16 protein-coding genes, 1 tRNA gene and 2 pseudogenes are annotated in these 17,953 nt (G+C 55.8%); 10 read left to right on the top strand and 9 right to left on the bottom strand.

Features of this window, described 5'->3' with window-relative positions:
* The first annotated feature begins 3 nt into the window (after positions 1-3).
* The 8 genes from AC0V6Z_RS07880 (at position 4) to AC0V6Z_RS07845 (ending at position 7,245) form a co-directional block, all read left to right on the top strand.
* Positions 4-459, top strand: a complete 456-nt coding sequence (locus AC0V6Z_RS07880; RefSeq protein ID WP_472640774.1) for a hemagglutinin repeat-containing protein — start codon at positions 4-6, stop codon at positions 457-459.
* Positions 452-3,367 carry a deaminase domain-containing protein gene (locus AC0V6Z_RS07875; RefSeq protein WP_472640773.1) on the top strand — a complete coding sequence of 972 codons (2,916 nt, stop codon included), beginning with the start codon at positions 452-454 and terminating at the stop codon, positions 3,365-3,367. The genes AC0V6Z_RS07880 and AC0V6Z_RS07875 overlap by 8 nt, the downstream gene beginning before the upstream one ends.
* A gap of 2 nt (positions 3,368-3,369) precedes the next feature.
* Entirely contained in the window at positions 3,370-3,765 is a 396-nt protein-coding gene (locus tag AC0V6Z_RS07870; protein WP_472640772.1) for a hypothetical protein, read from the top strand.
* A gap of 255 nt (positions 3,766-4,020) precedes the next feature.
* Positions 4,021-4,434, top strand: coding sequence for a hypothetical protein (locus tag AC0V6Z_RS07865; protein WP_472640771.1), 414 nt, complete (start codon positions 4,021-4,023; stop codon positions 4,432-4,434).
* Between the two features lie 278 nt (positions 4,435-4,712).
* Complete coding sequence (locus AC0V6Z_RS07860; protein WP_472640770.1) at positions 4,713-5,165, top strand: hypothetical protein; 453 nt, start codon at positions 4,713-4,715, stop codon at positions 5,163-5,165.
* Between the two features lie 113 nt (positions 5,166-5,278).
* Positions 5,279-5,977: an EndoU domain-containing protein gene (locus AC0V6Z_RS07855; protein ID WP_472640769.1), complete on the top strand. Its 699-nt coding sequence runs from the start codon at positions 5,279-5,281 to the stop codon at positions 5,975-5,977.
* Positions 5,978-5,986: 9 nt separating this feature from the next.
* Positions 5,987-6,472 carry a hypothetical protein gene (locus tag AC0V6Z_RS07850; protein ID WP_472640768.1) on the top strand — a complete coding sequence of 162 codons (486 nt, stop codon included), beginning with the start codon at positions 5,987-5,989 and terminating at the stop codon, positions 6,470-6,472.
* A 242-nt stretch (positions 6,473-6,714) separates the two neighbouring features.
* A complete protein-coding gene (locus tag AC0V6Z_RS07845; RefSeq protein WP_472640767.1) occupies positions 6,715-7,245 on the top strand; it encodes a hypothetical protein in 531 nt (176 codons plus the stop codon).
* Between the two features lie 45 nt (positions 7,246-7,290).
* On the opposite strand, the gene AC0V6Z_RS07840 is transcribed toward AC0V6Z_RS07845, so the two are convergent.
* The 8 genes and pseudogenes from AC0V6Z_RS07840 to AC0V6Z_RS07805 all read right to left on the bottom strand — a co-directional run bounded on the left by AC0V6Z_RS07840 (position 7,291) and on the right by AC0V6Z_RS07805 (position 14,435).
* Entirely contained in the window at positions 7,291-7,425 is a 135-nt protein-coding gene (locus tag AC0V6Z_RS07840) for a hypothetical protein (protein WP_472640766.1), read from the bottom strand.
* Between the two features lie 34 nt (positions 7,426-7,459).
* On the bottom strand, positions 7,460-8,908 hold the full coding sequence (locus AC0V6Z_RS07835) for an ATP-dependent DNA helicase (protein ID WP_472640765.1): 1,449 nt from the start codon (positions 8,906-8,908) through the stop codon (positions 7,460-7,462).
* Between the two features lie 562 nt (positions 8,909-9,470).
* Positions 9,471-10,307, bottom strand: a pseudogene (gene mobF, locus AC0V6Z_RS07830) (MobF family relaxase); the annotation flags it as partial.
* Positions 10,307-11,071 (bottom strand): hypothetical protein, encoded by a 765-nt coding sequence (locus tag AC0V6Z_RS07825; RefSeq protein ID WP_472640764.1) that lies wholly within the window; start codon positions 11,069-11,071, stop codon positions 10,307-10,309. The pseudogene mobF and the gene AC0V6Z_RS07825, both read right to left, overlap by 1 nt.
* A 625-nt stretch (positions 11,072-11,696) precedes the next feature.
* Positions 11,697-11,990: a helix-turn-helix transcriptional regulator gene (locus AC0V6Z_RS07820; RefSeq protein WP_472640875.1), complete on the bottom strand. Its 294-nt coding sequence runs from the start codon at positions 11,988-11,990 to the stop codon at positions 11,697-11,699.
* A 76-nt stretch (positions 11,991-12,066) separates the two neighbouring features.
* Positions 12,067-12,633 carry a hypothetical protein gene (locus AC0V6Z_RS07815; protein WP_472640763.1) on the bottom strand — a complete coding sequence of 189 codons (567 nt, stop codon included), beginning with the start codon at positions 12,631-12,633 and terminating at the stop codon, positions 12,067-12,069.
* Between the two features lie 431 nt (positions 12,634-13,064).
* A complete protein-coding gene (locus tag AC0V6Z_RS07810; RefSeq protein WP_472640762.1) occupies positions 13,065-14,207 on the bottom strand; it encodes a tyrosine-type recombinase/integrase in 1,143 nt (380 codons plus the stop codon).
* A gap of 138 nt (positions 14,208-14,345) precedes the next feature.
* Positions 14,346-14,435 (bottom strand) — tRNA-Ser (locus tag AC0V6Z_RS07805).
* 203 nt (positions 14,436-14,638) lie between these two features.
* On the opposite strand from AC0V6Z_RS07805, the pseudogene AC0V6Z_RS07800 reads away from it, so the two are divergent.
* Together AC0V6Z_RS07800 and AC0V6Z_RS07795 are read left to right on the top strand one after the other, a co-directional pair.
* Positions 14,639-15,713, top strand: a pseudogene (locus AC0V6Z_RS07800) (peptidylprolyl isomerase).
* A complete protein-coding gene (locus AC0V6Z_RS07795; protein ID WP_472640761.1) occupies positions 15,710-16,030 on the top strand; it encodes a DUF1905 domain-containing protein in 321 nt (106 codons plus the stop codon). The pseudogene AC0V6Z_RS07800 and the gene AC0V6Z_RS07795 overlap by 4 nt, the downstream one beginning before the upstream one ends.
* Before the next feature lie 21 nt (positions 16,031-16,051).
* Here the strand turns inward: AC0V6Z_RS07795 and AC0V6Z_RS07790 are convergent, their stop codons facing one another.
* A complete protein-coding gene (locus AC0V6Z_RS07790) occupies positions 16,052-17,896 on the bottom strand; it encodes a methyl-accepting chemotaxis protein (protein ID WP_472640760.1) in 1,845 nt (614 codons plus the stop codon).
* Between the last annotated feature and the right edge of the window lie 57 nt (positions 17,897-17,953).

Genomic DNA, 17,953 nt, shown 5'->3' with positions numbered 1-17,953 from the left:
CAAATGGCACGATCGATATCACCGGTTCTTCAGTCGAGGCTAAGCCGCGATCTCAGCCTCGTTGCGCAAGGTCCAATTACGATCGAAGCCGCGCAAGAAATAGACACGCTGCAATCAAGCAACTCCAGCAGCGGCGTCAGCGTCGGCGTAACCTTCGGTCCGCAAGGGATCACCCCCAATGCGTCGCTCAATCTTGGCAAGGGCAACAGCTCTGGCAGTGATGTCACCAATATTGAGAGCATTGTCGGCGCTGGTGAGACGGTCACTATCGCGACGCCAGATGCGCTGGAGATCATCGGTTCTCAAGTAAGCGGAAATCGGGTTGAGATTGATGCGGGCTCGCTCGCCATTGAAAGCCTGCAAGACAGCTCTGATTTCCGTGCGGGGCAGAGCAATATTGGCGTTACCGTCTCCGCCGACTTTGGCAACACTGGCTCGGCAGAGGGCGGTAGTGGCTAAGCAATCCCAAGGCATTGGCGGTTCTGTTTCGGTTGGCCGGACGCGGGAAGATGGTTCCTTTGCCTCTGTCGCCGAGCAGGCCGGTATTAACGCTGGCGATGGTGGCTTTGATATCAATGTAACGGGTAACACCAATCTGGTGGGCGGCGTCATCGCCTCCGCTGCTGATCCGGCTGATAATCAGCTGACAACGGGTACTCTGACCGCTAGCGATATTGAGAACAGCGAGAGCTATGATGCCTCCTCGCTCAACCTGTCTGGCTCTCTCGCTGGCCTTGGCGGCGGCGATAACAGCCGGGGTTCTGCTGGCCGGAATGACAATCAAGAAGCCGATGCGAGCCGTTCCGGCGGCAGTACGGGCGGGATTGCTCTGGGTAATGGCGGCACTCTGTCTGCGGGCGCACCGTCCGTGCTGGGGGCCTCGGGCGATCAGTCCGGCACCACGCTCAGCGCGATTGCAGCGGGCGGGATTACCATCACCAGCGGCGATGAAGACAGCGCAGCGCTCACCCAGACGATCAACCGCGATACCGACGCCGCAAATGACGGCGCATTGGTGCAGGCGTTTGACGCTGCACGGCGCGAGGAGATCGCGCAGGGCTTTGCCGTAACGCGCGAGCTGATCGAGCAGACCAGCACCTTCTTCGCCAATCGTGCGAGTGATGAGGCGGACCTGCGCGCCGAAGCGGACGCTGCAGAAGCGGCGGGCGACACCGATCGGGCCAACAAGCTGCGCAGCGATGCAGATGCGATCAAAGACACGTTCGGTGCAGGCTCCCCTGCGCGGATCGCGGCCACCGCCATTAACGGCGCAGCTGGCGGCAATGTCGCTGGCGGTCTGACCGATCTGGCCCGCTCCGCTGCGGTCAATGTGATTCAGTCGCTGGCGGTGAGTGAGGTGAAGGATATCGCCGACAGCTTGCTGACCAGAACGCGCAATGAAGACGGTACAGTCACGGTCTCGGCCAATGAGACGAGCGAGACTGTTCGGACTGTGTTGCAAGGGATTGTCGCATGCGGCGGCGCGCAGGCCAGCGGTCAGGGCGATTGCGGTAGTGCCGCTTTGGGCGCATCGGCCAGCGTGGTCGTCAATGCGCTGATCAACAGCGCGCTGGACGCAGACAGCACGACGTATGATCCAGATACGGTCAAGCTGGATGAGAATGGCCGGATTATCGATGATGCGACGCTGTCGGACCAGCAGGCCCGCGTAGACCTGGTCGCAACCATCATTGGCGGTATCGCCGCCGCCGCCGGCATCGACGCCGCCGCCGCTGTGACCGCTGCGCAGATCGAAACCGAGAATAATCAAGTTCTTGGTATCGTTCTACAGCCTTGTTCGTCACCCGACGGGCCAAATTGCGTGACACAAAGAGAGGCTCTTGATGCGCTCCTAGCGCGTCCAGACGTTCAGGAATTCAAGGAACGGTTTGGCTTCACCACAGCAGACCTTGAAGAATGCTTCCGCGGCAACGCAAACTGCGATGCTAAGATTTCGGAACTTAAAGAGACGCTGATCGAGCGAGAGAAAGAGCTGGGTGCAAGCGAAGAGGACATCGCTCGGATTCAGGAAACGACGCAGATCGGTGAGCTGATTGCCATCGAGCAGAACCTCGTCGGCAGGGAACAAGCCAAAGTTCAAATTGATGCACTGCGCAATAGCGATGATCCTCTGGCTCGCGAATTGGGTGAAAGACTTGCCGATGCGCCAGATGCAGTGCGCGCACGCGCTTTGGCTGATCTCAACACCTCTGATGGCGAGAACAGTGCGCTAACGGATCTTGGCATCTCGGCGCTGGAAAGCGTTCTAAGCGAAGAGCAGATCGTAAGCCTGTATGTCAGCAATCTCTATGAGGATGCGGAGCGTGCAGGAGAATTGCCGCGTACTGGCATCTTCGACGAAACGGTTGCCGCTCTTCAAGAGGGCGTAGATGAACGCTTTGCTGCAGCCAGTGCGAATATCGAAGAAGGCGTTGCTGAGCTTCGCGCCGAGGGTGCATCGCAGGCAGATATCGATGCCTTTGTCAGGGAAAAAACACGCGAGGCTGAGGTCAACCGCCTGCTTGACGAGGCCATTCTCGGCTCGGTGCAATTCTTCGGCGATTTGGGCGCTGACCCGGCTGAAGTCGGCGCGGCGACGGCAGAGGCTCTGATCCGTGGGTTTGATGAAGGCGTTCTGCGCAACGAAACTCCGGTGCGCGAATATCTGGAACGCGCCGGGCAAAGCTATGAGGATTATCTCAACGCCAGCCCCGAAGAACAGGGTCGGATCGAAGCACAGGCGCTGGCAGCGGGCGCTATACTCGGTATCGAAACAATCGGCTCGAAAGGACTGGGGCGCTTAGCCCCTGATGCGCCTAATGCGCGGACTGAAGCGCCGAATGATGGCCAAGCATCGTCAGCAGCAAATCAACAACGCCTCAATGATCAGTTGACGGGTCAAGAAGCAGCGGATTTGACGAGGGCACAGGATAGCATCAGTGATATCCGCGCAAGTGTGCCGCTGAGGGATTCGATCGAACCGGGCAATGTTGCATTAGCCGATGTAAATATTGAAGGGATTGTGGAAACGCGTTTTGCAGCGCATAGCCAAGTTGATAAGCCGGGCAACGGTTTGGTTGGCGATGGCGGTGGCAATTTTGACGCTGACACAATTCCAGGGGCCAATAGCTTCCCAATCAACCGGAGCGCCGATGCGGAATTCAAAATTCTTGATAACATTGCGGATCGGTTGGGCGATAACAGAAATGCCAGTGGTAGCATCAATCTGTTCACAGAACTTCCCCCATGTGCCAGTTGTTTGAAGGTTATAGAGCAGTTTAGAAAGCGCTATCCCAATATTACGGTGAATGTAAAAAGGGTGGGTAGACAAGAGCCAAGCTCACCGCTCCCGCCTGTAGGAGAATGATTTTGACTGCACGCAGAAACTATGATGATCTTAAAAGCGGCCGTTTCAAGTTGATGTATATGGCACGTCAGCGAATAGTCAAACAACAACGCGAATGGCTGCACCCGATTGAAGATGTTGGCGTCGCGTTTATGGATTGGGAAGAAGTTGGCGTTACCCTAGAACCACTCACACGATTGATGACAGAAACCATTTTTCTGGTACTTTGTGCAGGGCTCGCTCCGGAACCAGGACGCACTAACGCGACCTCGAGAATCGAGGAACTGCTGCGTGAGCACGATCTTGATGAATTGATCGCAGACATTCCTGAAGATGAGCAGCGCGAGCTACGCTATGATCTGGAAATCCTGGGCTTCCTCCCGCCAGATATTACCAAACCACAATTTGCTAAGAGCTGACTTTCTTCAAGCCATTCTAGGCAATGGCACCGGCGATTGCGGCTCAAAAGAACTTTAGTAATGATGGTGCCGCAGGTCTTGGTCTGTCGCGGTCGGACACTCGCGCTATAATAGATGTCAGAGGGAACAGCGTTTGGAACAATCCAGCAGCAATACGGGTGGAACTTGATAGACTGTCAAAAAATGGTGATTTGGACAACGTACGCGAAGTGCGTGTAATTACCACTGAAGGCCCAATAACCTGGAGAAAAACTGGTGAGTGATGCTTATTTCTTGACCTGCTTGGATTGCGGTTTGAGCGTGATTCTAGGAAAAACTGTATACGCCGACTATAAAGGTATTCCCGGTACAAAGTTGGGGTTTACAGCTTTGGGCGATAATCATGAGGATGGATGGAGGCTAGCCCAAACAGGAAGCGAAGAAATGCAGCATTTTCTATTCATTCATAGAGGGCACGAACTACGCGTCATACCCGATACCGTGCAGAAGCGTGAACCGGCTATCGAGTTCGCATGGCCCGTTGATGACGATAGCAATGATCCATTAACCAACCGATCTGCTTTTTTCGCATCGGGAGATATGGATACCATCGCCGATCAGGCTCAAATCGATGCAGATCAGTTGCCAGATGATGTAATCAAGCGCCTTAAAGAAAGCACTATTGAGTAGCGGCACTTTAAATTCAAACTGATACAAATGCAGCGACAGCAGAGGCGCTGATCCGTGGGTTTGATGAAGGCGTTCTGCGCAACGAAACTCCGGTGATCCAACCCAAATGATTCACGAGTAATAATCGATTTACGAGGTAATTCTTACTGGGACAACAATTCAGCTCTGCTGGAGGCAGAATATCGTCGACTCTCTAGTCCGGGTAATGGTACTCTGGCGAAAGTGAAGGAAGTACGTGTGGTTACGTCTCAAGGTACAGTTATTTGGAGGCCAGAACGATGAGCAGTTATCATATGCTGGTATGTATGGACTGCGGTGAGTGGTTTTCACTTGGTAAAAAATTTGAAGGCAAACATAAAACTGAATGGCCAGAGCAAGGTAAATTTACAATTTTTGTAGAAGGTGGCGAGTCGCATAGATCAGAACTGGCTTTTCTGGAACATTTTATGGCCAAGCATGCTGGTCATGAACTTAGGATATTAGATGAGTCCTATCTGATCGGTGAGCCAACTCGAAATGAACAAATTACCTTACCGCGGCCTGATCGGTTAGATCTTGTACGCGAATTTTTCAGAGGCAGACTAAGGTATCAAAAACCTAAAGAAGAACAGGATGAAATGCTCCCATATGTTGGTGTGCGTCTCAAGGAAATTTCTGAGGGAGTTAATATACATGATCCCATGCTGCCCTATTCAGAAAACCCTCGCTATAAGAACTCACACCGCAACTAGGGGCCGTCTTCCTTGAGACGCGCACTCCAATCGAAATTGCCACCGACGTCTATGGCGCAGGCTCAGCCGAGCTTGCAGCTTTCGCTGCGTTACCAAACGACGAGCAGGCGCGCGTGCTCGGCGAAATCAAGGGCCGCGCCACATTTGAGGTGGCAGCAGCCGTAACTACCGGCGGCACAGCCTTAACAGCCCGCGCGGCAATTCGCGCCGCAACGCGCAGCCCGGATGTTGACGCGCCCAACAAACGTGGCGGGCGTGACGCTGAAACATCCGATCCGAATGTTGATACAACGACTGATGAGTTCCCGAGAATAGGACCGGAAGCCAATAACGCTAATGGAGGCGCTACGCCCAATGCATCGGAATTTACTCCCGATCCGAACATTCCCCTCACAACCTCAACCCAGCAACATATCATTAACGGGAATGTAAACGGATCAAAGGCCAGCGGCGCACATTGGCCAGGTTCGCCTAATCTAGATATCGACTTGTCTACCGCGCAACGCAATGCCAACGGTGTGTTTGTTGCCAATGTGAGGGTCGCAGATGGAAATGGGGGCTTTGTACCCAAATCCAATGCGCCACCTTCTTTGAAGAATGCCACTGGCTTGTCGAACCCGGCAACCTTCTTCCCACCTTCGTGGACGCCAGAGAGGATATTGGGTGAAGTGAGTGCAGCTGACACAAGAAATCCGGTCCCAGCTGATGGCAAGACACATGTCCGAACTTCACCATCGGGTGTTAAAATCAGAATTCGGAGAGCTGAAGATTCTGGAGAAATTGTCTCGGCGTTTCCGGCTTGGCCGCAATAGGAGCTGAAAGTGGATGAAGCAAAAAAGCAAATCCTGGTTTCGCTAGTATATCCGAGTGATAGTACTGTGAGTGGTGGGGTAAACCTTAGTGGCGAGATAAAGGACCGCCCAAAAGAAGCTATCGAGCTTCTGAACTTTTTCGATATCGGGCACGCTAGCCGGAAGGTCGGCGATGAATGGGTCTTTGAGCCCTATATTTTCCCGATCAGAATGGACCCGGTGGATCAGCCCAACCGGCGGGAATTTCGTGATTTCCCTGAAAACCACATCGACAATTTGCCGCGCAATCTTGAAGAACAGTGTGTGGAGTATTGGAGTTACCGAATAGATGACGGTATATTCTGGTTTCAGGCCGATTATTCCTACATGGGGCCTGAGCCTTATAATCTGATTTCGTTCTCTATGACACTTGAAGACTTCGCGCTTTTCTACCGCAACTATAGCGATGTGCGCGTTACAAAAGAGGCAAGAGAGTTTCAGATAACGGTTTGGTGATTTTGGCGCTGCCCCAGTTGATGTAGGCGCGGCAGAGCAATATTGGCGTTACCGTCTCCGCCGACTTTGGCAACACTGGCTCGGCAGAGGGCGGTAGTGGTAAGCAATCCCAAGGCATTGGCGGTTCTGTTTCGGTTGGCCGGACGCGGGAAGATGGTTCCTTTGCCTCTGTCGCCGAGCAGGCCGGTATTAACGCTGGCGATGGTGGCTTTGATATCAATGTAACGGGTAACACCAATCTGGTGGGCGGCGTCATCGCCTCCGCTGCTGATCCGGCTGATAATCAGCTGACAACGGGTACTCTGACCGCTAGCGATATTGAGAACAGCGAGAGCTATGATGCCTCCTCGCTCAACCTGTCTGGCTCTCTCGCTGGCCTTGGCGGCGGCGATAACAGCCGGGGTTCTGCTGGCCGGAATGACAATCAAGAAGCCGATGCGAGCCGTTCCGGCGGCAGTACGGGCGGGATTGCTCTGGGTAATGGCGGCACTCTGTCTGCGGGCGCACCGTCCGTGCTGGGGGCCTCGGGCGATCAGTCCGGCACCACGCTCAGCGCGATTGCAGCGGGCGGGATTACCATCACCAGCGGCGATGAAGACAGCGCAGCGCTCACCCAGACGATCAACCGCGATACCGACGCCGCAAATGACGGCGCATTGGTGCAGGCGTTTGACGCCGCACGGCGCGAGGAGATCGCGCAAGGCTTTGCCGTAACGCGCGAGCTGATCGAGCAGACCAGCACCTTCTTCGCCAATCAGGTCCAAGAGGAATAGGAAGCGATTTAACGTGACCACCTCTTTGCAACGCGGCGCTCAAACTTATCGCCCGTGGTCGAAATCGCGCTCGCGCTCCAGCTCGCGTTTTGGCTCAGCCTTGTCCCGCGTCGGCTCACCGCTGCGCTCAAGTGGTTTTTCAAGCGTGATGTCGCGTTCACGGTTCTGCAAAACAGACATCGTATGATCAGGTCCGAGCTTTTCAGAGAGCTTCTTAAGGTCTTCCTTGAAGCCAGGATAGTGCTCGGGGAACCTGGCTCCGCCGCACGGCAATCGCCATCGCGCTGGTTTTGTCCCCAGCGTTGCGACTGACATCGCGTTCGATATTGCTGGCATTGTCGACGATCAGGGTGACTTCGCCGGTGAACCGGGTTGCGGCAACCAGTAAGCCCCGCGCGCTGTTGAGCATCTTTTCATTCTCACTCAGCACCATGATGCCGTCCTTGGCGGTCATGCCCTGGGCGATGTGAGCGTTGACAGCATAGGCAAGATCGAGCCGCTCAAGCATCGGATCGCCATGTTTGAGGCCGATCACTTCGCCGTCTTTGTTCAAAACGCTGATGCCGTTCTTGTTGACGCCTTCCACCTTCGCCACATCGCTATTGGCCAGTCCACGATCGTGATCGTTGGCAGTCCAGCGGATTGGATCGCCCGCGTGCAAGGCGAGGCGCTTCTCGGCGAAGACCGACACTGCATCATATTTGAGATTGTGCGGTAACCTATCCGGCGTGAAGCTCTGCGTTCGGCCATCTTGCATCTGCAGCTTCACCGTTTTGCCGTCATGTTCGATGACGCAGCCGCGCTCGCCACGTTCAATCCCTTGGACACGCAGATTACTGTTGAAGGTGACAATGTGGCCCTCGCGATAGGCGCGCATCTGGCGCGCACCTTCTTTGGTGACAGTCACACGGTCCAGGACGGTCTTGTGATAGGCCCGCTTGCCAAGCTCGCCTTTTTCGGCGCGCTGCTCCTGTACTGACTGATTGAGCGCGCTGCGCATCGCGCGGCTCATGGTGAGAAGCAGTGTTTGCTCACGTGCCTCAGGCGACCGGTTGACCCACAACGCGGCCGCGGTCTCAACCCCTTGGAGACGCGGCAGTTCAAGCGTGCGGTCTTTGAGCGCAGCAAAGGCTCTGGGCAGGTCCTCACGATTAAGCGCCTCAGCGACCTCCTTCATCTGCGGGGACGCCGCGCGTAGGTTCTCAGTAACAGGAGAAGTCGGCGTTCCGCGCTGCTGTGCTTGCTCGAATGGCTTGCCCGCTGCGATCGCCTGAAGCTGTTTAGTATCGCCGATCATGACGAGACGCTCGGCCTCTGCCAGATTAGCGAGGCGTACGAGTTTCTCGAACTGTTCGGTACCCACCAGCGAAGTCTCGTCGACCATGATCCATGCGCTGCGTAGTTCCTGTTTGGAAGTTTCAGCCTGCTCTGGAGTAGCAGTGCCGTCGAGCAGCGGACGATGCCGCGCCAAGAAGGCGGCAACAGACTTTCCCTCGACACCCAGTTTCTCCCCGAACTCCCGGGCGGTCCGCGTGGCAATGGCCAGCACATGCACCTGCCTGCCTTTTTCGTGGAGCAGCGAGGCGACCGGAATTAGCGCCGCCGATTTGCCCGTTCCAGCACCGCCTTGCACGAGGTGAACGCGGTCGTTTGTCGAAAGCATATCTACTGCGGCGCGCAACTGGCCGCTGTTGAGTGGCCGCATACCACGATCCATGGCCGCCTGCTGGGTCTGCAAGGCCGCTGTCGAGCCGGTCGGCAAACACCCCAACCGTGCCGCGCCCCTCCTCAACCTCGCGCGCGGCACGCAGCTCTAGCGCCAGCATGCTGGCGGGCGTTACCATTCGCTCATTGCCGAGAAGCAGACTTTTGTCCTGCAAATGCGCAATGCGCGCTTCAACAGCATCTGCATTAATCGGCCCGCGCCGTCCCAGCGCGCTGCGCACAAGATCAATCCGGTTAAAGCCAGCTTCGTTCTCGCCCAGATCGCGTGCGGCGGAAGCAACTGCCTGCGCGGCGGCAAATGCGGTCGGAGCAAGCGCGCCCTTACGTTCTGGAATCAATTCATCGCCCGAGCGCGGTGTCAGTCCCATCGCTGCCGCAATTGCCAGGCCCTTGTTGTGAATACCGCGGACGCCACCAATCAGCCGCGACCAGATTGTCTCCCCACGTGCTGATCTTTCTACCGCCGCCGCAATGATCGGCTGCAGATTCAGCCCAACCTTTGTCGCTTTCGCCTCCCACACTTTTTCGCGTTCTTTGCGGTCCATGTCGGACTCTTTTTCACGCCGGGTTGCCAGAGCTGCAATCTCCCGTTCACGAGGACTTGAGCGATCATCATTCTCAAGCGCACTAAGGATCTGCGCGCGGCGGTCAGAGAACGCCTCAATCTGTTGACGCGAGATGCCCTTAATTTCAAACTCGCCCAAAACCGGATTCTTGGCTGCCACAGTTTCGTAACCGAGCTTTTCGAGTCCTCCGCGCAGATAAGCATTGTGGACCGCCCCAAGCGTGCGCTGGTGCTGATAAATCTGATCGTTCTTCAGCGCATGCCATTTCCCATCGCTGGCAAGAGTCGCGTTGTTGAGAACCGCGTGCACATGAAGTTGCGGGTCGAGTTCACGACTGACATCATGCAAGAAACTCGCAACGAGCAGATTGCCGGTATTCTCGGTGACCTGCCGACCATCCTGCCAGACTTTTGCTTGCGCAAGGTTCTTCTCTGCCCAAGCGATCGTTTGCGACACTGAAGCGCGGAACGCCTGAACTACCCGCTCATCTTTGCCCAATAGCGCGATCAAGCTGACCGATTTGGGAGCGCTAAAGGTCGAGTCGAGGCCTCGACGTCTGTCGCCGCGCGCTGCACCCAGTTCGCTGCCGTCGGGCAGTCTGCCCTCCAGAATGCGCTCAAACTCAGCGGTATCGACCTTTCCATCTAGCCCGAGCATATGCGCGCTAGTGCCTTCCCAACGGCTCAGATCGGTGCCAGCCTCAACCGAGAAGTAGTTATCACGCGAATAATACTCTGCCGCGCCCGAGGAAGCGACTTTACCCAGAGACATCATGGCGCAGGTTCCTCAGGCAGTGCAACCAATACCGGGCACGCATCAAAGTTGTTCTTCGCCTTCCAGAGTTCGCACATGCCTCTATCAGCTGAGCCATACATCGCGCGCGACATGGGTGTGGCGATCAAGCTGTCAGGAGTTAGCCGCGCCAGCGTCGTGATGACCATGGCGGCAGCGAACAGACCAATGACAGCGACAGCGCACCATTGCCAAGCGGGCAGCCTCCAATTGGGCGCAATCTCATACCGGTTCACGCTGCGTGGTTCTTTCGCGGCGGCCTCAATGACGTCGAGTTTTGCTTCAATTCCTGTGAGCCATTCAGGTGAACGCACAGCAGCCAGAATGTCCTTGCGCAGCTGTTCGACCTCTTCGAGATGCTCGGAAAGCATCTCGGCAAAAGGCGTGGCGCCATTGGTAAAGCGCGTGCTGAGCTCATCGCCAAGACGTTTCGCAGCATTGCGATTGGCTTCCTCAGTCGCATTGAAAGCCTTAAGCATCTTGTGCTCGCGCCGCTCGGCCGCACGCAGGATCCGATCGAGATCAATGCTGATCTGCTCTACCTTTGTCGCCAGCGTTAGAGCCATATCAGGATTGATCGGCAGTTCGGGCGGTTCGAACATCGCACGCCCCTGCTCATTCGCTCGAACTGTCTCTTCCGCAATCGCGCGCAAGAACTCTGGCCGAGGCATTCCTCGGTCCTCGGCGACCGCGTCGATATGGGCGAGAAGCGCATCGTCATAAGCAACATTTACCTGGGCCATGCCGTTCCTCCCAAAAGTGAGGGCCTAGGAACGAAACCGCAGTTTTCTGCCGTTCTACGGCGGGAATAGGCAGGTGCTCTACGATACGCTTGCAACTCAGCAAGCTTTTGGCGACAACCTACAATTCTACGTCGAGCATAGAACCGCAGATTTCTGCGGATTTCAGCAGCCTGGGAACAGGCTACACCGTAGCGTGGTGCGTGCCCTCCTACTTCCCCCATCCCGAAACCATCGGACAACCGCGATGTCTGCCTCGAAAACCTATCTGGATTTCCAGTTAGGCGGAGCTAGGCCGATAGGCCGAACCAAAGGCCGTGTCAGAGTTCCCTGGCTGTAGTCCTTCGGAGGCGTCATTGTATGCCTCCTGGCGTTGGAAGAGGCATTGAGCCCAACAGCAGATCATCAATGCCGTAGCGCATCCTCTCTGCAATATTCGATGCATGGTCTGGACGTAGTGCGATTGTAGAGCCAGCCATCCGCAGACTGCCGCCGCAGCAGTGGCGGCTTCCATCAGCGAGAACGTCGAAATAGACATACAACTCGGAGAAATTGCCTCTGACACTGAAGCAATAGCACGGCAATGATGGACTTAACGCGACCGCCATTTGTCCGAAGCTAAAGTTGCTCACAACAGCCTCCCTTGCTCGGGAGACGGTTGATCCTTGGTCTTTACTGACCGTCGTGCGCGTGAAGAGCTTTTTGCTATAGCTTTTGACGAGTCCAGAGTTTCATCTGCCCGATCAAAAGTAGGTAATTGCTCGATCCACTGATCGATGTCAGACCGGCGCCAGCGTAGTTGGCCATGGCCAATTTGGCATGGCTTAGGGAATGCGTCAGTGCGGCGCTTTCGATACAGGGTTGTGCGGCTTAACCGCGTTATTGCGACCACATCAACGGTCTTTAGTAACCCATCATTCATTTGATCAGTCATCGAATCATCCTCCTATAAAGTGAGGACTCAACGATTGTGGATAACTAGGCTTTGCGCATTTCAATCATTTTTCACGCCGTTTCATTCGCGGTCCAGGTAAGCTTTTTAGGGGCAGCTTGTGCACAACTGTTTCAAACGGTGGGTAGCTGCCTGATTGCAGTTTTGTAATCACGCTCATGCTAGCAATCTTCAAGTTTAACTCGCTGAGTTTGGCACAGACCGCTGCCGTCTTCACCGCCCGAACCTCGGGATGACGGAGACCTTCGATCAGTTCGAGACTCCTGATGAAACCCTCACTGTCAATTCCCGCGACTCTCGCCTGCTCTCGCAACCACTTCAAACGGTCCGAGAACACCTCTTCATCGGGCTCGTTGATCAATGTGATGGAGCTAAACATGGAGACTGCTTTTGCATCACTGGCTTTGACAAATAGTTCCCCTATGGGCCGGGCAGTTGAGCGTACAAGTTCACGCTGGTCTGGTTCAGAGCAGATAATCAAATTGCGCCCGAAGTCTGCTTGAAAGGCACGAAGCTCGTTTGCGGAGAGTTTGCGCATCGTCCCATCAGGTTTGCGTTCAAACACTTCGAATTCATGCGCTGCTAGCCTTTCCCTAAATTCTTCGAGGGCCATCAATTGCCGCTGCTTGGCTGGATTAGACTGTGCATCCAACAGATCTTCACGGCTTGCCTCCAGCCTTGTTTGGTTGCGACGAAATGCACTACGAAGGTGTGGCCAAAGAGCAAATCCAGCTATCGCGCTTCCAAGAATAGGTAGTGTTCGTGCCGCAACTTGCGAGTTTCTCGACTTTAGACCAGCTAGAATTGCACTGGCGCCCGCCAGCCCTAGGCTAATACCTCGCGTACTAACGCGTGGTGGATCTAGTGTTAGCTTCGGTGTGGTCATCAAATCAAAAGAACTCTGACCAAAAAAATACGGGGCTTTGGTTCGGTTTGCTGTCTATCAACGAGAGATAGCTGCCGAATATCGGTATGACCTCTATGTTATCGCTCCGCTCTGTATCAACTGCCATCACGCCCCCAAACTCGACCTTGCCAGGTCATTTATCCGCCGCAATACTCCGCCCAAGCATCCATAAGCCTGCGGCGCTTATCCAAGAGGTTTCCGCGACGGTATGCAGCCTCCACTTTGTTCGAAATGGCGTGGGCCAAGGCCATCTCGGCTATGTCACCATCGAAATCAGTTTCTTCAGCCACCCAGTCGCGAAAGCTGCTTCTGAACCCGTGCGGTACAGCGGCAATTTCAGCGTCCCGGCAAATCTTTGTGAGAGTCATGTCCGACATCGGCTTGTTGCGGCGGGTGCCAGGGAAGACTAGATCATTGCCAGTCTCGCGGTGTTGGGCAGCTTTCTGAAAGGTCGCAACGGCAGCGTCAGACAAGGGGATCACATGCTCGCGCTCTGCTTTCATGCGTTCCGCAGGGATGGTCCATACCCTCTGCTTCAAATCCACCTCAGACCACCGCGCACCGCGGATCTCTCCAGATCGAGTGGCTGTCAGGATCAAAGCTTCAAACGCAAAGCGGCCAACACTCTCACGTTTTCTCAATTTCGCGAGAAAGCCAGGGACTTCCGTAAAAGGGAGCGCTCTATGATGCTTTGTTTTCTTTTTGATACGTGGGAGCGACTTGTTGATCGCAGGCATTGGCAAAGGATGTTCACGATATCCTTGGGCGATGGCCCAATCGATCACTGAAACGATGCGTTGGCGAACCCGGCAAGCGGTTTCGTTCTTATCAAGCCAAATCGCAACCAGCACATCACGCACTTCTGGCCCTTCGATCTCGCTCACCGAGATATCGCCAATCGTTGGAAATGCGTAGGTCTCGAGTGATGTCAGCCACTGAGCACGATGCTTCTTGTTTCGCCAGCTCTTCTGGTTTTCGGCGAAGACCTTCGCTGCCGCCTCTCGAAAAGTCGGAATTCCCTCAGCCTTCTTGCGCTCGGTCACAGGATCTAGACCTACTTCAACTTGCGAGCGAACCTCCACCGCTCTTTGTCGAGCTTGAGCCAAAGAAACTTTCTTTGCGCTGCCCAATCCTATATCTCTACGGCGACCATTTTTCTGGACCCGGCAAATCCATGACCGGCTCCCCTTGGCGGTCACACTGAGAAAAAGTCCGTCGCCATCATGATAGCGCCCTTTTTCCAGAGAGCTGCGCAGCATAGTGGCGGAAAGATTTCCCATCACTTCTTACCCACATCCTTACCCACACATCGATGAAACAGAACGGAAGTGATCGAAACAGATAGCAACGCTCCTGTCAAGCATCCCTATGATTTTAAGTAATTTTGATGCACCCGGAAACAGAGCGAAACACGTTGGTGGCGGAGACGGTGGGATTCGAACCCACGAAAGAGTTGCCCCTTTACACACTTTCCAGGCGTGCGCCTTCGACCACTCGGCCACGTCTCCGCATGCTCTATCCGAGCAGGATGCCCCTAGCGATGCGAAATTTGCTTCGCAACCGTGCTCAAACAACAAAGTGTTAGCACAAACAAAGAAGCGTGCGCATAGGGCGCATGCGCGCCCGTCTACGCCCACCTCAATTAGGCAGGCTCGCGCCTCTAGCTGCCCTCTGCTTGCCGCGCAAGCGGCGAAGTGGCACGGTGGCATTTATGAAGTCACACATCCTATTCTGCGCGAGCCTTCTTACCGCCGCCATATCGATACCCACGAGCGCTGCGCTCGCTCAAGAAGCACCGGAAGGCGCGCCCTCCCCGAACCAGATTGTTGATGCCGCGCCGAAGGCTGACTGGGTGGCGATCACGCCGGAGGATTTGCTGGTGATGACGCTCGCCCCGGATGCGCAAGGGACCGCGCGCGAAGTGGTGATCCAGCTGATGCCTGCGCCATTCTCCCAGGGCTGGGTCGGCAATATCCGCAAGCTCGCCCGCGCAAAGTGGTATGACGATATCACCGTCAACCGCGTGCAGGACAATTATGTCGTGCAATGGGGCGATCCCAATTATGACAACCCAGAAGGCGAAGGCGAAGGCGAAGCAAAGCCGCTGCCAGAGGGGCTGAGCGTGATGGGGGAAAGCGAATATGGGCAACCCACCTCAAGTGTTTTGCTTGAGTTGCTCGAAGCAGAAACAACCGATGATTTGGATCAGCAAGTCAAAGAAGCATATACGGATGCTGAGGTCGCGCCCAATCGGGATCTTGTCCATATGCTCATGAGAGATTCCTATGCTGCCCGCACTTCATTTCTTGGGGGTTTCCCTTTTGGCTTTGCGGGATCAGATTGGGCTTCACTTATGTGGCCCGCCCATTGCTACGGCATGGTCGGCGTGGGCCGCGGGTACTCGCCGGACACTGGCTCAGGCGCGGAGCTTTACACTGTGATCGGCCATGCGCCGCGCCACCTTGATCGCAATATCGCGCTGGTGGGCCGGATCATTTCCGGCATGGAGCACCTCTCCTCGTTGCCACGCGGCAGCGGCGCTCTGGGCTTCTACACCGCAGAGGAAGCCGATAAGCGCACACCGATCCTATCGGTTCGCGTCGCATCCGATCTGCCGCAAGAGGAGCGTCCTCAATTCGAATATCTCTCCACGGAAGGTGAGACCTTCGCCCAATATGCCGAGGCGCGCGCGAGATCGACGCGATCCGTTCTTTATCGTCCCCGCTGGCGGCGCGGACATCTGCAACATCCCGGTACCAGTGCGGCCAATGTCTGCTGGCGAATGAGCGAGGCGCAGATCACGCAAACAGGCCCGTTGTGGCTGTGGACTGCCTCCAACGGGGTCAGCTGGCACTTTATCACGATTAATGGCGAGGCGGGGGAGACCATCGCCGCCAATGAGGCAATGCGGCGTCTCGAGCTAGGGCGAAAACGCGGGTTCCGTTCGCAAAAGGTGGAGGCCAAGATCGGCGAAACGATCTGGACGACCTCGTGCTTTCCCAGCGATGATGGCACCTGGTTGCTGCCTGTGAAGGCGCCTGTGCGGAAGGTTGAGGGGCTGGCGGAAGGCAGCCAAGTTCAGGTCACTCTGGCGCTAATCTGAGCGCCGAGGGGTCCAGCGCGCTTAGCCCACCACCTTAAGCTCTGTATCCTGAGAATTCAGATCGCTCGCGCTGCGGCGCACGTCCCCGAGGAAACTCGTGGCTTTTTCGCGCAGTGCATCGGCGTGAATGTCAAGCTCGCTGGCGGATGCCAAAACCTGGGCAGAGGCGGATCCGGTCGCCAGCGACGCCTCACGCAAATTACCCAGCTGCGCATCCACTTGCGAAGTGCCATTGGCAACGGTGTCGATATTGCGCGCCAGATCTTCGCCAGAAATTGACTGCTGATCGACGGCGGTCGCAATCACGACCGAGGCGCGTTCAAGCTCGTTGATCTGCGTAACCATAGAATTGAGATCTGCCACGCTCGACTGGGTGGAGCTTTGCATCGCGCCGATCTTCTCAGTCACGCTGTTGGTCGCATTGCTGGTCTGGGTCGCCAGCTCTTTCACTTCGGAGGCGACAACGGCAAACCCGCGTCCCGCCTCGCCGCCGCGTGCAGCCTCAATAGAAGCGTTGAGCGCGAGCAGATTGGTGCGTTGAGCAATGGTCTGGATCATCTCGACGATGCTGCCAATCTCATCGGCTGCACTCGACAGATTCGTCATCTTAAGGTTGGCTGCGGTTACCAGTTCGCTGGCCTCGCGCGCCAGAGTGGCAGAAGCGCTAGCTTGCTTGCTGATCTCTGCAATCGACAGTGCAAACTCATCCGTTGCCGCCGCCGCCGCCGTCACATTGCGGGTGGTTTCCTGCATAGAGGTGGAGGCCTCTTGCGATTGCTCGGCGGAACTCTCCGCAAGCCTCACCATGCTTTCCGAGGTTTCTTTGAGCTGCGCAGAGGCTGCACCAACGGCATCAATCACTTCCCCGATTGAAACTTCAAAACCTCCAGCAAGCCTTTCTAACAGCTCACCTTTATCGGTGCGCAGACGGTTCGATTCCCGTGCGAGCGTTTGCTGCTGAGCAAGCTCGCGTTCTGCGGCGCTGGCGCGTTCAGCGGTTAGCTGACTTAGCTCCAGAGCATCCTGGCGGAACACCGCAAGCGCGCGGGCCATAGCGCCAATTTCATCTTCACGCTGGGCGTGGGGAATCTCGGTCTGGTCATCACCGCTCGCGATACGCTCCATCGCATCGGTAATGCTGCGCACCATGCGCACCACATTGCGAATGATAACGCGGCCGCCAAAGAAGGAACCAATTACGGTGACGGCCAATAGGGCCATAAAGGCAAGGATTGTCTTGCCGACAATGTTCAGCAGATCGCCAGCCTTTCCGCTGACAAACACGTGAAGGTCATCAACATAGACACGCATCTCGCTGTAGAGAGTGCCCACCTCTTTTTCGACTTCACGGGTTGCGGACGTATCAGCGCCAGCACCGGCCGCAATCGCATCAAGGCGTGCATCCGCATTCTCAATCCGCTCACGGTAATCCTCAAGCGATAAGCGAATGTCAGTTGGCATCATTTCGCCGCCGTAGTTGAGCGCTGTTGCAATATCCTCAGCAGCGTCTTCGAGCTTATCAGAGGCGCGCTCATACCCGGCCTGTTCGCCGCGCTCGGTCACATCGCGCAATGACACATAGGCATCGCCCAGCGCCAGCGCAGCATGACCACTGCGTACCTCTGCAGAGGCAAGCACGGTTTGCCGTTCGCCTTGATTGCCAATGTAGGCAAATCCGCTCAGGATAATGAAGGCAACGATCAGCACCATGGCCGCGTTGCTGAAAATCGCGATCCGCAGATTTCCGACCAGAGAAAAACGATCGAGCCAGCGCCTGCGGCGATCTTCACCTGCGCTCAGATCCGCGTCATCTGCGGCCAGTTCCTCGCCGGTGGCGGGCACGAAATCATGCGCTGAAAAGCTCAATGTATTTTCCTCATACCGCCGCTTGCGGGCGTTTGTGGTTTCTTACATGAGGGGTAA

It is taken from the genome of Erythrobacter sp. SN6-5, from assembly GCF_057364945.1.
This window is presented reverse-complemented; position numbering and strand designations above follow the sequence as displayed.

Coding starts and splice junctions, on each gene's coding strand:
- AC0V6Z_RS07880 (WP_472640774.1), top strand. CDS start 4: ATGGCACGATCGATATCACCGGTTCTTCAGTCGAGGCTAAGCCGCGAT.
- AC0V6Z_RS07860 (WP_472640770.1), top strand. CDS start 4,713: ATGAGCAGTTATCATATGCTGGTATGTATGGACTGCGGTGAGTGGTTT.
- AC0V6Z_RS07840 (WP_472640766.1), bottom strand. CDS start 7,425: ATGTCTGTTTTGCAGAACCGTGAACGCGACATCACGCTTGAAAAACCA.
- AC0V6Z_RS07835 (WP_472640765.1), bottom strand. CDS start 8,908: ATGCTTTCGACAAACGACCGCGTTCACCTCGTGCAAGGCGGTGCTGGA.
- AC0V6Z_RS07825 (WP_472640764.1), bottom strand. CDS start 11,071: ATGGCCCAGGTAAATGTTGCTTATGACGATGCGCTTCTCGCCCATATC.
- AC0V6Z_RS07820 (WP_472640875.1), bottom strand. CDS start 11,990: ATGAATGATGGGTTACTAAAGACCGTTGATGTGGTCGCAATAACGCGG.
- AC0V6Z_RS07815 (WP_472640763.1), bottom strand. CDS start 12,633: ATGGCCCTCGAAGAATTTAGGGAAAGGCTAGCAGCGCATGAATTCGAA.
- AC0V6Z_RS07810 (WP_472640762.1), bottom strand. CDS start 14,207: ATGGGAAATCTTTCCGCCACTATGCTGCGCAGCTCTCTGGAAAAAGGG.
- AC0V6Z_RS07795 (WP_472640761.1), top strand. CDS start 15,710: ATGAGCGAGGCGCAGATCACGCAAACAGGCCCGTTGTGGCTGTGGACT.